This is a genomic window from Methylobacterium sp. D48H, from assembly GCF_053345715.1.
Genome location: NZ_JBKFAP010000004.1, coordinates 184,684 through 198,363 on the forward strand (window position 1 = coordinate 184,684; position 13,680 = coordinate 198,363).

Below are 13,680 nucleotides of genomic sequence, written 5' to 3' on the forward strand. Positions count from 1 at the left end.
GTCGAAGCGCCGGACCGCCGTCGCCGCGCGCGCCTGGCCGTCCCGGGCACCCGCGAGGGTGGGCGGCGGATCTCGCCGGCATTCGCCATCGTGCCGCTCGGAGACCGGCCAGGGACGATGGCCGGCCGGGTCGGAACGGCGCGGGACGTCGCGATCCGCTTCACCGAACCGGAGGTGCCGAGCGCGCGTTTGGCCGAGGTCACCCAGGACTGTGCGGGTCCACCGTCGCGAGGGAGATCATCGTGGTCGGGCATTCAACCGAGCGGCCTGAGACGCCCCCGGAACCCGCGGCGCCCGAACACTCCGCGTTCGGCGCGTACAGCTCTCCACCCTGCTTCATGCACGAGCTCGGCCCCGACTTCGTCGGCCCGGCGGCGGAGCCTCGGCCTTCCGAACCCTGCGGTCCTGAGAGCGCCGCATCCGACTGGCCGAGCGTGCGGCAGTGGCGAAAGGAGACCCGCGCCGCGCTCATCGCGCGGCGGGTCGGCATCTCCGCCCAGGACCGCGCCGCCCGGAGCGAGCGGATCGAGCAGGGTCTCCGAGCCGCTCTACCTTCGCCATCGGGCCTATCGATCGGTCTCTACTGGCCCTTCAGGGGCGAGTTCGACGCCAGATCCCTCCTGACGGAGCTGCGCGGAAGCGGGGCGCGACTGGCGCTTCCGGTCGTCGTCGAGAAGGCGCGCCCGCTCCAGTTCCGGGTCTGGTCGCCGGGCGAGCGCATGATCCGCGGCGTCTGGAACATACCCGTTCCCGCAGAGGGCGAGATTGTCGACCCGGACGTCCTGATCGCGCCGCTCGTCGGCTTCGATCGGGCAGGGTACCGCCTGGGATACGGCGGCGGCTTCTATGACCGGACCATCGCGTCCAGGTCGACGAAGCCGCGGGTCATCGGCGTCGGCTTCGAGCTCGCGCGGCTCGCGACGATCCACCCGCAGGCGCACGACGTCGCCATGGACATCATCGTGACGGAAGGCGGCGTCTGGCCCCGCACGGAGCGACCCTGATCGCGCCGCGGAGCGGGCCGGTGCCCGCGCTGGCCGGCTCGGCAGAGCCTGGCCCAGGACCGTTCGGCCTGAGGTCGGCGGATGAGGGCGCGGGGGTCTCAACCGAGGCTCCTGATCGGGGGGCCCTTGGAACAGGCGGCCGCGGCGGCTCGTTCAGGCGTCACGGCCCGCCACGTTGGCGAGCCGGTGACGACCAGGATACAGCCATGGCTACAGGCACCGTGAAGTGGTTCAACGAGACCAAGGGCTACGGTTTCATCCAGCCCGACGATGGCGGCAAGGACGTGTTCGTTCACATCTCGGCCGTCGAGCGTGCGGGCCTTCGCTCCCTCAACGAGGGTCAGAAGATCTCCTATGACGTCGAGGCGGACCGCCGCAGCGGCAAGGAGAGCGCCGCCAACCTGAAGGCTGGCTGAGCACCGCGCGACGAGTGGCCTGGATCGGGGCCGCTCGTCACAGATCGGGCTTCGAACTCGGGGCAGGAGACCGCGTCAGGCTCTCGATCTCCCGCATCGGCCTCCCCGACTTGCGGGCGATCTCCTCTTCCTGCTCGGTAATGAGAGTGCGAGCCGGCTCGTCGCCGTCGAGGCCGCCCAGGATCTCGGCCGGCACGCGCCGATTCGAGGCGCGGCTGCCGTCGGCGTAGGTGACGTCGAACAGCACGAACCCCTGCACCTTCGGCAGAGACTTGGTACGCTTGGCCATGAGGGATATGCCGGCTTCTCGGACGAGGCGAACGCCGTCGCGGCCCCTGCGTCTTGCAGGCGCGACGCGCGGTCAGGAGCGCGTCTCATAACCCATCCTTCCCGTCTGCCGGAATATCCATGGCGCCGGCCCACAGGGGGACCTCCGTGACATCCTGGACGCACATCGACACCGGCATCGTTCCCGGCGGCACACCGTTGCACCTGATGCAGCGCGGCCACGAGTTCTCGATCGTCGCCGACACGATCGAGTTGATGAACAGCACCCGCGGAGCCTCCGAGGAGGCGCTGGCGATCCTCGCTTGCGGCCGGGTGCGCGGCCGGGGCGCGGCGCGCGTGCTCGTCGGCGGCCTCGGCATGGGGTTCACCCTGCGCGCGGCCCTGCGCAACCTCGAGCCCGAGGCGCGCGTCACGGTTGCCGAGTTGGTTCCGACGGTCGCGGCTTGGGCGCGTGGACCGCTCGCGGACGTCTTCGCCGGCTGCCTCGACGACCCGCGCGTCGACCTGCGCGAAGCCGATGTCGACCACCTGATCCGGTGCGGCCCGGCCGCCTGGGACGCGATCCTGCTCGATGTCGACAACGGACCGGAAGGGTTCGTGCGCCCGGAGAACGATCGCCTCTACGGCAAGGACGGGTTGGAAACGGCGCGGCGGGCGCTGCGGCCGGGCGGCGTGCTCGGCGTCTGGTCGGCCATTCCCGACCGCAAGTTCAAGGCGCGCCTCCAGCGCTCGGGTTTCGCCGTCGAGGAGCTTCGCCCCCACGCGAACGGGCGCAGCGGCCCGCGGCACGTGGTGTGGATCGCGACCGCCGCCAGCCCGACGGTCTGACCCTTCCTGAACATCGATTGGGCCGCGTTCCGGCCCTGACGGCCTTGCCTCGGCAGCGAGCGGGCGTCCTTCGCACTCTATCCTTCGCGTCCCGGCCCTCTTACACTCGATCCGTCGCCGGATCGGCCAGACTTCAGGTTCCGGCGGCTGGGGGACGCGTGCCCCCTCCTACGGAGCCGTGAGCCCGCGATGGCCGACCTCATCGATTTCCCCGGGAAACGCCGAGGTGCCGGCTCGGCCTACCGGCTGCACCGGTTCGGCGCGGACGGCAGCGACCGCGGCACGGTCCTCATCCGAGCCCGCGACGACGCGGAGGCCAGGCATCAGGCCGACAGGCTGGCCGAGGGATTGTTGGCCGAGCTGTGGTCCGGGGACCGGCTCCTGGATCACTTCGCGCCGGCCGGCCACCCGGTTGCGGCCTGCATCGGTCCCCTGCGCGACGGGCCCTGATCCCGCGGACGCGCTGGCCTGCCGGCGCCGCGAGCCAGCCGTTGTTACATTGTTGCATGCTCTAGCGCGAGGTGCGATACGCCGCGGATGTCAGCTGAGGCCACGCTCTGGGATCTGGTGACCGCCGAGCGTATCGCCATCGAAGATGTCGGCGCCGCCGTCGACGCCTACCTGGCAGAACCGACCACCCAGGATCACGCCATCGGTCCGGACCACGTGCTCGATCTCGCGGCGGCCGTCGCGGCCCACCCCTCCGCGCCCGCGATCGTGGTCGACACCGAGTCCGACGAGCCGTCGCGCCGCATGGCGGTGCGGGCGGCCCTGCTCATGAGCCGCCCCACCACCCGATCAAACAGCGACTGAGATTGCGGCCACCCGCGCCTGTCCGCCGGACGACCGGCGGCGGCGTGCGGGCCTACTGGTCGTCATCGTCGTCGTTGACCTCGACGAGATCGCTGGTGTCGTCATCGTCCTCATCGACGACGAGGTTGTCGTCGTCGACCTGCTCCCCGTCGTCCTCGATGTCGAGCGCGTCGTCATCCTCAGCGTTGCTGTCCGTGTCCTTCTCGGCCTCCTCGGCCTCGACCTCGTCCAGCGAGACGAGTTCGGGGCCCTCCGTCTCGTCCTCTTCGTCGCTCGGCGCCTCTTTGCGCGCGACGACGGGAGCGCTCCCCCTGGAATACGATGTCGCGGCAGCGATCGGCACGACCTCGCCCGAGTAGGGCGAGATCACGGGATTCTTGCCGAGATCGTAGAACTTCTTCCCCGTCGTCGGGCAGATACGCTTCGTGCCGAGGTCCGGACGCGCCACTGAGACTCTCCCTGAAGGCCGTGAGACGCTGGATCGCCAGCGAGCATGCGGTGATGTCTACCACAGTCGGCAGCCCGATGCCCCGCCTCTTCGCGCCGAGCGAGGCGTGTCTGCACGACAGAGGTGCCGACACGCGATCGGCAGAGGAGGCAGAGGGGGAGAGTGCGGCGGGGCCCGACCTCCGTGATGCCGCGCGATGTCGCGGACGCTGCGGTGACGCAGCGACCGCGATGTCCGCGATGCGGGTAGGACGTCATCCAAATAGGGGTGGTGCTCCGGAGCACGTCGCGCCGTGATGTGTGGTGCTTAATCGTGTCTCGCACCGTCATCGCCGATGGGATTTGTGCGGCGCAGGTGCTGGAGGGTCTCCACCATGTTGACTCGCACCGTCATAGGCCTCGTCGCCCCCGTCTGCCTCGCCGCCGCGTGGGCCACGCCGTCCCTGGCACAGCCGGCCGCCAATGGCGGGCCGAAGTTCCTCATCCACGGCAACTATTGCGGCCCCGGCAACAACGCGCCTCTGCCGCCTATCGACGCCCTCGACGCAGCCTGCGCCCGCCACGACGCCTGCACGCCGGATATCGGACTTCCGACAAAGGCCTGTAACCTTCGACTGGAACGCGAGGCAGCCGCGGTTGCTCGGGATCCGCGGCAGCCGGACAATGTGCGCTCCCTCGCCGGATTCGTCGCGTCGTTCGCGGCGTCGAACGCGTCGAGCCCGGCGCCGACGGTGCTCCCCGCGAGACTGGCGCGCTGAGAGCCCGACGCATCCGCCACCATTCGCCCGCGCGGGCGCAGGGCGCCGGCTCGAACCGGAAGCCGGCGGGATCGCCGGCCGTGGGGGTTCATCCCGCCTGCGCAGTCTGCCGCCCCGGTCCCACGCGCGGGAATCCGGTGACGGCGATGGCGCGCGCGGAGCCCGCCGCGGCCGGGCGGGCCGCGTTGCGCGAGCGTGGGGGCCTACCGTCCGCTGGGCGCGGCGTAGCTGCCGGTAACGCCGTTACCCCGGCTGCTGCCGCCCGCAGAGCCGGGGGTCTTGTTCCGGACGAAGCTCGCACCCGGATAGCGCCGCTGGACCCGCGACATCGAGTGTCGCCGCACGTGATGGCGCCTCATCCGGACGTCGGTGAGCATGTCGGACGGCGACGAGAGGCCGGTCGCGGGGCCCGCGGGAACGGCCGAGGCGGGGACGGCCAGGACGCCGAGGCCGACACCTGCGAGCGCGGCGAGAACGAGAATGCGCATAGAACTCCTCCATGCCTCGGCGGAGATGGATCGCCTCGGCATGGAGGGAAGACCTGAAGCGCGCGTCTGGTTCAATGAGCGTGCCTTCGTGAGCGCAGTCTGCCGGGCGGCCGCGACGCCGGCGGCAGGGACAGCCTGGTCACGCGCGGTCACAGCTGCGCCGCCGGCGCGATTAATCCCGGACGCCGCGTGCGCAGCGGCACGTCGCTCCGAGACAATCGCCCCCATATCAGTGTCACGCAAGATGAAATGGGCCGTAAGTCTCGGACTGTACTGCGTAAAGGAGCAAGAATTAGCCTATGAAGACCCGTATCGCCGCTACCGTCACCGCTCTCATGCTCGCCGTAGCTCCGATCTCGTCCGCCATGGCCTACGATCGTCCTGCCTGGACTGGCTCCACGCCCTACGATGTCGAAACCACGGGCTCGTTCGGCGCCCCGTTCGGCGGCCGCTACGACCGCGACCCCTGGACCTGCCCGCAGAGCTCGGCCGCGGAGGGCAATGCCAACCAGCAGAACTTCCCGGTCAAGCAGTACGGCCAGACCGCCGGCGGCAACCGCTGCTGAGGTCGGGGGACACGATGCTGAAGGCCTTCTCCTACGCGATGATCGGCGCCTTCCTGGGCGGCCTCATGATGACCGTCGTCGGCTCGGCCGGCGTGCTGATGGGCCTGTGAACCCGGCAGGATGCCGGCGGCCACCCGGTAACGGACAACGAGACTGACGCGAGCGGCGGGGTGCGAGCCTCGCCGCTTTCGCGTGTCCTGCCGCTCGATCCGCCGATCCGACCTGCCCGCTCGCCGGCTTGTGGCGCGGACGAGAAACCGTGTCCCATGTAACGCGCGCGGTCACGCGCCGAAATCCACCTGTAACAGAAGCATTGCGTTATCGATCCGCGGGTCGAACGCGGGGCGCGCGCCGCTTCGCGCGGCAGCCCGATCGCGGCGCCACTGATGTTCCGGCAATCCCGACGAGGCGATTGCTGGAGCGCGGAGACGTGAGCGTCGGAGTTTTCTGCCCGATCCTCGATTGACCGAGATCATTCCGATCCGCTGCTACAGGTGAGACCTTCCAGATCATGAGCACTTCAGACGCCCTCGACCGGGCCGATTCCGCGCGGCGGGCGGGGGAGAACCAGGCCCGGCTGACCGCCGACCTGAAACCGGCCTACGACTTCGTCGTCTGCGGCGCGGGCGCCTCCGGGTCGGTCGTCGCGCGGCGGCTGGCGGAGAACCCCGAGGTGCAGGTGCTCCTGCTCGAGGCGGGCGGCTCGGACGACGCCGAGGCCGTGCTCGATCCCGCCCTCTGGCCGACCAATCTCGGCGGGGCGCGGGACTGGGGCTTTCGCGCGGAGCCGAATGCCCACCTGAACGGACGCACGCTCTCCATGGCGATGGGCAAGGGCCTCGGCGGCGGCTCCAGCGTCAACGTGATGGTCTGGGCGCGCGGCCACCGGTGCGACTGGGACGCCTTCGCCGCCGAGGCCGGCGACGCGGCCTGGGGCTACGAGAGCGTCCTCGACATCTACCGGCGCATCGAGAACTGGCGCGGCGCCCCAGATCCGGGGCATCGCGGAAGCGGCGGTCCGGTCTGGGTGCAGCCCGCCTCCGATCCCAGCCCCGTGGCCCACGCCCTGCTCGACGCCGCGCGGGACCTCGGCATCCCGACCTTCGACAACCCCAACGGGCGCATGATGGAGGGGCCCGGCGGCGCGGCGATCACCGACATGCTGGTCCGCGACGGCCGGCGCGTCTCGCTGTTCCGCGCCTACGTCCATCCCTGGCTCGACCGCCCCAACCTGACCGTCCTCACGGACGCGCTCGTCCGCCGCGTGACCTTCGACGGCCGCCGCGCCACGGGGGTCGAGTTCGTCCACGCGGGCGCGGTCCGGACGGTCGGCGCGCGTGCCGAGACGGTCCTGTCGATGGGGGCGATCCACACACCCAAGGTGCTGATGCTCTCGGGGATCGGCGACCGGGACGAGCTCGGGGCGCTCGGCATCCCGTCGGTGCAGCACCTGCCCGGCGTCGGACAGAACCTTCAGGACCACGTGTCCTTCGGCTGCACCTGGGAGTATGCCGACCCGATCGCGCCGCGGAACAGCGGCAGCGAGGCGACCCTGTACTGGACGAGCCGGCCCGGCCTCTCGGCGCCGGACCTGCTGTTCTGCCAGGTCGAGTTTCCGGTTCCGAGCGAGCAGACCGCGGCGCGCGGCGTTCCGGCCCACGGCTGGACGATGTTCGCCGGCCTCGCGCAGCCCGCCAGCCGCGGCCGCCTGCGGCTGCGGAGCGCCGACATGGCGACGCCGCCGGTCATCGAGGCGAACTTCCTGTCCCACCCGGCCGACGTGACGGCGGCCGCGGCCTGCGTCGATCTCTGCCGCGCCCTCGGCAACGCGCGGGCGTTCCGCCCGTACGTGCGCGCCGAGGCCATGCCGGGCCCGCTGTCCGGCGCGGCGATGGCGGACTACATCCGCGATGCCGCCGTCACCTACTGGCACCAGAGCTGCACCGCCCGGATGGGCCGCGACGCGCTGGCGGTCGTGGACGGGGCGCTCCGGGTCTACGGCATCGACGGCCTGCGGGTCGCCGACGCCTCGATCCTGCCCCGCGTGACCACCGGCAACACCCAGGCGCCGTGCGCGGTGATCGGCGAACGGGCCGCCGAGATGCTGAAGCGGGCGAACGGCCTGTAACGCCCGTCGCCGCAGCGAGCACGATCGGCGGACCGGAGGGCTCGCTCAGGACGCCCCGTCGCGCGGACATCGCACCGGCCGAGCCGGGCGTCGATCCCGTCCCCGGAACCGCGACGCACAGCGCGTCGCGGACGGCCCGATCAGGCCGCGTGTGACGGCCGGAAGCGCTGAGGTCCCCTGAGCCGCTGTCGAGGAGCGCCCGGGCGGAAGATCCACGGGCTCACGGCCGGGAAAGACACCGCGGATCCTTGCCCGGCCTCTTTCCGAGGATGCCGGGCCGTCCTGTTCGGGTGCCACGGCGCGTCGTGGCGATCATCACTTCGGCGGTCGCGGATGGCTATCGACACGATTGAACACACGCTGCGCGCGATGGGAAACGCGGCGCGAGGCCTGGCCGCGATCGGTGCGGCCCTGCGATTGCGGCAAGACGCGAAGGAAGGCGCGCGGGAAGGCGCGCGGGCGGTCGATCCCGAGGTGGCGCGCCGACTGCGCGACGTGGTCGCCGCCGTCATCCCGGGCGGCCTCGGTGAGCTCGAACCCGAGCAGGTGTCCGCGATCCTGGCATCCGTCACCCACGCGCTCGAGGAGGCGCGGGATCTGCTGGATCACCCGGAGCGGCCGCCGGTCTGGCAGGTTCGCGATCCCGCGATGTTGCAGGCTCAAGGCCAAGCGTCGCGCAGCGTCGTGCGGCGCCTCGCGGCCTTGTCGACCGAGCGCCCGTCGCTCGCGGCCGCACTCACCGGGCGCTTCCTGGATGTCGGCACCGGCGTGGGCGGCATCGCGCTGGAGGCCGCGGCACACTGGCCCTCGCTGCGGGTCGTCGGCCTGGACATCTGGGAGCCGGCCCTGGCCTTGGCGCGCGAACGTGGCGGCGAGCCCCTTTCACGGCCGTATCGAACTCCGTCTGCAGGATGTGACGCGGTTCGACGATTCGGCAAGCTACTCGCTGATGTGGCTTCCGGCACCCTTCCTCTCCCGGGACGCGGCCCGAACAGCGCTCGATCGACTCACGGCGGCCCTCGAGCCGCGGGGGTATCTGGTGGTCGGACTCTACGCTCCGCCGGCGGATCCCGCGGCCGCCGCGCTCGCTGCCCTGCGGCTGGCCCGCAGCGGCGGACATCTGTGGGAAGGCGCGGCCATGGAGGCCGAACTCCGCGCACGCGCCTTCACCGCGGTCGAGACTTTCGCGGGCCAGCCGGTCACGCTCGTGATGGGGCAGCGCGCGTAGAGCGATCGCACGCGCGCGGCCAACGGCGCGGGCCGCCTGCCCGCCGCGGCGTCGGAGTTCGCGGTCGTCCCGACCGGTCGAGGTTCGGTCGAAGCGCGCACCCGAGCCCCCGCGAGGGATCCCGCGTCGAGCCCCGCGTCCGGGCTTCTGTGACCGGGATCACAGCGACCGGCCATCGGTCGGCGGCAGAGTGCCTTCACCCCAACAGGGAGACGCACGATGAAGATGATCTCGACGAAGATGTTGATGGTGGCGGGTCTCGCGGCCGCGACATTGGCCGGTGGTGCCGCCAGTGCCGACGCCCGCGGGTTTGGCCGTGGCGGTTTCGGACACGGAGGCTTCGGCCATCACGGAGGCTTCGGCCATCGCGGGTTCGGGCACGGAGGCTTCAGGCACGGCGGGTTCGGTCACCATCGCCATTTCTACCGCCGTGGATTCCGTCGGCGCTTCGGCGGGTTCAGCTGGGGCTATCCCGCGAACAGCTCCTTCCTCGGCCCGAACTTCGGCGACTGCCGCGCGCTCTACAATCCTGTCTTCTTCGGCCATGAGCGCGTGTGCGGCTAGCGGAGCGACCATCTTCGACGGATCGCGTTTCCGTCACGCGATCGGCCGCCGCTGCACGCGCGGCGGCGGCCGGCTGACCGACTCCATCCCGCAACCCCTCGCTCCGACGACGGGATCCGTGACGGCGACCCCAGCCCCATCCGTCCCGGGGATGCCGCCCGACTCTCGTGATCCGAGCCGCATCGGCCGCGGATCGAGCGACAGCTCGTAGCGGCCGCGAATTCGGACCTCACGTGCCGCCCTCGCTTGAGGGCGGCACGTGAGCGTGGTGAGGGTTGTCTCACCGAGGATGGTATCGGTGACGCGATCCGGGCGCGTCACGGCGCCCTGGCGCTGCGCCGAGGAGCAGGGCGATGGCGGTGGGGACATCGATGGGTGCAGGTCAGGAACGCGAACCGGCGACACGCCGCGCGGCCCCGGATTTCTACGACAGCCTGCCCCGGTTCACCGCCTTCTCCAGCCTCATGGATCCAGGCCTCTACCGGCCCCTGCCCGCGGATTGGTGGCTCGGCGTGGCCGATGTCGTCGGCTCCCGGCAGCAGATCGGGCTTGGCCGCTACAAGGCGGTGAATGCGGCCGGCGCAGCCATCATCACGGCGGTCTCCAACGCACTCGGCCGGCGCGAATTCCCCTTCGTCTTCGGCGGCGACGGGGCCAGTTTCGCCGTCGCCCCGGACGACGCGGACGCCGCGAGAGACGCGCTGGCGGCGACGGCCAGCTGGGTCCGCGAGGCGCTGCAACTGGAGCTGCGCACCGCTCTCGTGCCGGTCTCGGCCGTGCGCGATCGCGCGCTCGACGTGCGCGTGGCGCGCTACGCGCCCAGCGCCCACGTTTCCTATGCCATGTTCAGCGGAGGTGGGCTGCCCTGGGCAGAGGCGGCCATGAAGGCCGGCGACCACGCTATCGCACCGGCCGAGGCCGGCACCCAGCCCGACCTGACCGGCCTCTCCTGCCGCTGGCAGGAGATCCGTCCCCGGCACGAGCTGATGCTCTCGCTCATGCTCGTGCCCCAGCACAGCGGCGACGCGCCGGCCTTCCGGCAACTCGTGCAAGAGCTCCTGCAGAGGCTCGAGATCAGCGCCGAGGTCGCGCGCCCGATGCAGGACGCGGGACCGGAAATGCGCGGACCGTGGGCGGGACTGGACCTCGAACTGCGGGCGATGCCGGGCTCTCGCAGGAGCCGCTTCTGGGCCAAGCTCCGCCTCACGGCGCGATCGATACCGGAATACCTGATCTACCGCACGGGCGCGCGGGTCGGCGCGTTCGATCCCGCCGTTCTGCGGCGCGAGATCGTGGGCAACACAGATTTCCGCAAGTACGATGACGCGCTGCGGATGACGCTGGATTGCACCCGCGCCTTCGCCGATCGACTCGAGGCGGAGCTCGCCGGCGCGGAGGCGCAGGGGATCTGCCATTTCGGCCTGCAACGCCAGTCGGCTGCGCAGTTGACCTGCATCAGACCTCCGGTCCCCGGCAGCGGGCACATGCATTTCATCGACGGTGCCGGTGGCGGCTATGCCGCGGCGGCCGCGAATCTGAAGGGTCGCGCGGCCGATGGCGGTGCCTCGGCTCAGACCCGCCCGTGACGCGGCTCCGGACCGTGCCCGCTGCGGGACGGGGCGCGGGCGCGCGATGACGCGATCGGCAGGGCGGTTACCGGCCCGGGATCCCCGCCGGGTGGCCGGGATGGGCCCTGTGCCGGATGTCCGCTCCGCGGCGGCGCGGTCGGCTCTGCGCCCGGGACGAAGCCGGATCGACGGGGCGCGCGATCGTCCGTGTCGAGCCAGCCGCGGTAATGCACCACCAGCCCCACGCGTGACAGGGCGATCGAGACGTCGAAGCGGAACAACCCCGCCTCCTCCCACTCGCGGGCGGCGGTGCGGGGTGCGAGCGCCAGCGGCAGGGGCAGCCGCGCGACGGACCAGCCGCGCAGCACCATGCGCAGGCCGCCGCCCTCGGGCGCGAGGTCGAACCTGAAGCGGAGCGGGCCGAACCGCTCCACGACGCAGCCGCGCTCCTCGGAGAACGCGCTCGTGAACCGGCGACCGGAGAACGCGCGCGTCCAGCGCTCCACCCCGCGCGTCTCGCTGAAGCCGACGTGGAGATCGTGCGCGCCCGCGACCGGCAATCCGAGGAGCGCCGCGAGGCCGCGCGCGACAGGGTGGCGGCCCCGTCGCACGACGGCGCGGCCGTGCGCCCCCGCCTCGCGCAGCACGCCGTGCAGGGCCGCGACGCGCGGCGCGAGTTCGGCGAAGCGCGGACCCAGGACGCGCGCGTAGAGCGCATCGGCCTGTCCCGACTCCCGCACGTCGTGGCGGATCGACAGGCGCGCGAAGCTCGGCTCGAAATCGGACAGGTCGAGTGCGGTCCCGGCGTCGCGCGCCCCGGGCGCGATCGCACCGTCCAGGATCCGCTCGGCCAGGATCGCCGCCGGCAGCACCGGGATCTCCGGGCCATGACCGTCGGCCGCCAGGAGGGTCCAGCGCCGTTCGACGCGGCGCCCTGCGGCCGTGCCGAACATCCGGACGACCATGCCGGACCGATCCGAGCCCCAGCGCGCGGTCAGCCGCTGTGCCAGGAGAAGCCCGCGCGCGAGCCCCTGCAGGGAAAGGATCCAGCCCCAGCGCACCGGCCAGCTCGCGCACCAGAGGCCGATCGTCTGCACCGCGAGTTCGGTCCCGGCCCTGAAGCTGACCGCCGGCCGGCCCGGAAGCCGATCGGGCAGGAGATCGAGGTCCGGGACGTCCGCCAGGGCCAGCCAGCGGCGGCCGAGGGACGCGCCGTCGGACAGGGCGAAGCGCTCGCGCCGCAACGCCTGCCAGCCGACACCCACCGACCAGCGCTGTCCGCGCCAGAGCCGGATCGGCCGGCCCACGTAGCTCAGGATCGCCGCGGCGACCGACGTCCCGGCGGTCGCGCGGTTCGAGGCGCTGATCGCGATCTCCACGGCGGTGACCACGTCCATCCCCTGCGCCAGGCGCCGGGCGACGGCACCGGACAGGGCGGGGACGCTCGATGCACCGGAGAGGATCGCGACGCCGGCCGCGCGTGCGGCGGCGTCGAGCTGGCCGATGCCGGTCACGAACGCCCGGCCGTCCGCGAGATCGAGGTACGGGATCGCCGCGGCGATACAGGCCCGGGGCAGAGCGTAGCCGCTGCCCTGGAAGGGGCCGGCCGCATCGATCACGAGGTCGGGACGGACGCGTTCCAGCAGGGGCGCGACGGCACCGTTGCGGTCGGCCTGAAGGGGACGGCACGGAGGATGGGCCGCGCAGAACGCCTCGGCGCGCGCCAGGCGGCGGCCGGCGACGACCACGTCGTGACCGGCCTCCGCGAGCCGCCGCGACAGGCGAGCCCCGAAGCCGCCGTACCCGCCGAAGACCAGGATCGTGCTCACGCCGCCTCTCCCTGCCCCGCCGGCTCGGCGTCCTGGAAGACCGCTTCCTGGTGGATCAGCCGCCCGAACCAGGGGTGGGCGATGTCGAGGATGAAGCGGAAGGCGCCCGGCGTCGCGTCCCCGCCGGCATCGGCGTGGGTGACGGTGAGCGCGCCGGGGGTGAGCCAGCCCGGCAGGTGCAGGCGGCGCCCCAGGCAGGCGATGAAGTAGCGGTGGCTGCGAAACGTCAGCGCCCCGTCCTCGACCGCCACCGTGAGGCTCATGCCGACGCCGGCGCCGACATGCTCCTCCAGGCCGGTGGGACCGGCGAAGCGCTTGGCCGAGTGGATCACCTGCGGGAAGCCGGAGGCGCGGGCGTACAGCCGCGTCCAGACCTGACCGCCGCCATCCGGGTCCTCGGTGACGGTGACGACGCCGGCGCGGCCGGTCTGGCGTTCCAGAGGCAGCGGGCCGCCGACCAGCCGCGTCGCCTGCGCGACGAGCCAGCCGAAGCGGCTGACGTCCATCGCGACGACGTGGCCGACATAGACCGCGCTCGCCCCCTGCGCGAGCCGCTTCCCGAAGCGGCGGCGCACGGCCGGCGACAGGCTCGCCCACGCGCGTTCCGGGATCAGGGCCCGGAAGCGCAGGTCCAGCAGGTCGCCCGGCTCGGTGAGCGACCGGGCGGGGGAGAACGCGCGGGACGGCCCCGCATCGGCTCGACGGACATGTCCCATCGCGGTCACCTGGGCCCCTCGATCGGTCCGGCTCCCTGA

17 protein-coding genes are annotated in these 13,680 nt (G+C 72.1%); 11 read left to right on the forward strand and 6 right to left on the reverse strand.

The window, feature by feature from the left end:
* Nucleotides 1-338: 338 nt before the first annotated feature.
* Together ACLBX8_RS11220 and ACLBX8_RS11225 are read left to right on the forward strand one after the other, a co-directional pair.
* On the forward strand, nucleotides 339-1,004 hold the full coding sequence (locus tag ACLBX8_RS11220) for a 5-formyltetrahydrofolate cyclo-ligase (RefSeq protein ID WP_447715132.1): 666 nt from the start codon (nucleotides 339-341) through the stop codon (nucleotides 1,002-1,004).
* 206 nt (nucleotides 1,005-1,210) lie between these two features.
* Nucleotides 1,211-1,420 (forward strand): cold-shock protein, encoded by a 210-nt coding sequence (locus ACLBX8_RS11225; RefSeq protein ID WP_020094851.1) that lies wholly within the window; start codon nucleotides 1,211-1,213, stop codon nucleotides 1,418-1,420.
* A gap of 37 nt (nucleotides 1,421-1,457) precedes the next feature.
* On the opposite strand, the gene ACLBX8_RS11230 is transcribed toward ACLBX8_RS11225, so the two are convergent.
* The gene (locus ACLBX8_RS11230) at nucleotides 1,458-1,709 is read right to left on the reverse strand and encodes a hypothetical protein (protein WP_020094852.1); all 252 of its coding nucleotides are present in this window, start codon (nucleotides 1,707-1,709) and stop codon (nucleotides 1,458-1,460) included.
* A 206-nt stretch (nucleotides 1,710-1,915) separates the two neighbouring features.
* Here ACLBX8_RS11230 and ACLBX8_RS11235 point away from each other — a divergent pair, with 206 nt between their 5' ends.
* The 3 genes from ACLBX8_RS11235 to ACLBX8_RS11245 all read left to right on the forward strand — a co-directional run bounded on the left by ACLBX8_RS11235 (nucleotide 1,916) and on the right by ACLBX8_RS11245 (nucleotide 3,349).
* Nucleotides 1,916-2,536 (forward strand): spermidine synthase, encoded by a 621-nt coding sequence (locus ACLBX8_RS11235; RefSeq protein ID WP_447715133.1) that lies wholly within the window; start codon nucleotides 1,916-1,918, stop codon nucleotides 2,534-2,536.
* A gap of 189 nt (nucleotides 2,537-2,725) precedes the next feature.
* On the forward strand, nucleotides 2,726-2,986 hold the full coding sequence (locus ACLBX8_RS11240) for a hypothetical protein (protein WP_091978528.1): 261 nt from the start codon (nucleotides 2,726-2,728) through the stop codon (nucleotides 2,984-2,986).
* 87 nt (nucleotides 2,987-3,073) lie between these two features.
* Nucleotides 3,074-3,349: a hypothetical protein gene (locus ACLBX8_RS11245; RefSeq protein ID WP_020094855.1), complete on the forward strand. Its 276-nt coding sequence runs from the start codon at nucleotides 3,074-3,076 to the stop codon at nucleotides 3,347-3,349.
* A 52-nt stretch (nucleotides 3,350-3,401) separates the two neighbouring features.
* On the opposite strand, the gene ACLBX8_RS11250 is transcribed toward ACLBX8_RS11245, so the two are convergent.
* Nucleotides 3,402-3,797: a TIGR02300 family protein gene (locus ACLBX8_RS11250; protein WP_020094856.1), complete on the reverse strand. Its 396-nt coding sequence runs from the start codon at nucleotides 3,795-3,797 to the stop codon at nucleotides 3,402-3,404.
* Between the two features lie 373 nt (nucleotides 3,798-4,170).
* Here ACLBX8_RS11250 and ACLBX8_RS11255 point away from each other — a divergent pair, with 373 nt between their 5' ends.
* Nucleotides 4,171-4,554, forward strand: coding sequence for a hypothetical protein (locus ACLBX8_RS11255; protein WP_042672250.1), 384 nt, complete (start codon nucleotides 4,171-4,173; stop codon nucleotides 4,552-4,554).
* Between the two features lie 203 nt (nucleotides 4,555-4,757).
* On the opposite strand, the gene ACLBX8_RS11260 is transcribed toward ACLBX8_RS11255, so the two are convergent.
* A complete protein-coding gene (locus tag ACLBX8_RS11260) occupies nucleotides 4,758-5,042 on the reverse strand; it encodes a hypothetical protein (protein ID WP_020094858.1) in 285 nt (94 codons plus the stop codon).
* A 299-nt stretch (nucleotides 5,043-5,341) separates the two neighbouring features.
* Between ACLBX8_RS11260 and ACLBX8_RS11265 the strand changes: the two genes are divergently transcribed.
* Entirely contained in the window at nucleotides 5,342-5,608 is a 267-nt protein-coding gene (locus tag ACLBX8_RS11265) for a hypothetical protein (RefSeq protein WP_042672249.1), read from the forward strand.
* A gap of 511 nt (nucleotides 5,609-6,119) precedes the next feature.
* Nucleotides 6,120-7,736, forward strand: coding sequence for a GMC family oxidoreductase (locus ACLBX8_RS11270; RefSeq protein WP_447715115.1), 1,617 nt, complete (start codon nucleotides 6,120-6,122; stop codon nucleotides 7,734-7,736).
* A 315-nt stretch (nucleotides 7,737-8,051) separates the two neighbouring features.
* Here ACLBX8_RS11270 and ACLBX8_RS11275 read toward each other — a convergent pair whose 3' ends face one another.
* On the reverse strand, nucleotides 8,052-8,399 hold the full coding sequence (locus ACLBX8_RS11275) for a hypothetical protein (protein WP_447715116.1): 348 nt from the start codon (nucleotides 8,397-8,399) through the stop codon (nucleotides 8,052-8,054).
* 202 nt (nucleotides 8,400-8,601) lie between these two features.
* On the opposite strand from ACLBX8_RS11275, the gene ACLBX8_RS11280 reads away from it, so the two are divergent.
* From ACLBX8_RS11280 to ACLBX8_RS11290, 3 genes are all read left to right on the forward strand, one after another.
* A complete protein-coding gene (locus ACLBX8_RS11280; protein WP_447715117.1) occupies nucleotides 8,602-8,964 on the forward strand; it encodes a hypothetical protein in 363 nt (120 codons plus the stop codon).
* 219 nt (nucleotides 8,965-9,183) lie between these two features.
* Nucleotides 9,184-9,528 (forward strand): hypothetical protein, encoded by a 345-nt coding sequence (locus tag ACLBX8_RS11285; protein ID WP_447715118.1) that lies wholly within the window; start codon nucleotides 9,184-9,186, stop codon nucleotides 9,526-9,528.
* Between the two features lie 353 nt (nucleotides 9,529-9,881).
* Nucleotides 9,882-11,114, forward strand: coding sequence for a DUF3095 domain-containing protein (locus ACLBX8_RS11290; RefSeq protein ID WP_447715119.1), 1,233 nt, complete (start codon nucleotides 9,882-9,884; stop codon nucleotides 11,112-11,114).
* On the opposite strand, the gene ACLBX8_RS11295 is transcribed toward ACLBX8_RS11290, so the two are convergent.
* Both ACLBX8_RS11295 and ACLBX8_RS11300 read right to left on the reverse strand, forming a co-directional pair.
* Nucleotides 11,099-12,925, reverse strand: a complete 1,827-nt coding sequence (locus tag ACLBX8_RS11295) for a DUF4166 domain-containing protein (protein ID WP_447715120.1) — start codon at nucleotides 12,923-12,925, stop codon at nucleotides 11,099-11,101. The genes ACLBX8_RS11290 and ACLBX8_RS11295 overlap by 16 nt on opposite strands.
* Nucleotides 12,922-13,641, reverse strand: a complete 720-nt coding sequence (locus tag ACLBX8_RS11300; protein WP_091927613.1) for a DUF4166 domain-containing protein — start codon at nucleotides 13,639-13,641, stop codon at nucleotides 12,922-12,924. Before ACLBX8_RS11300 ends, ACLBX8_RS11295 begins: the two co-directional genes overlap by 4 nt.
* Nucleotides 13,642-13,680 lie beyond the last annotated feature (39 nt).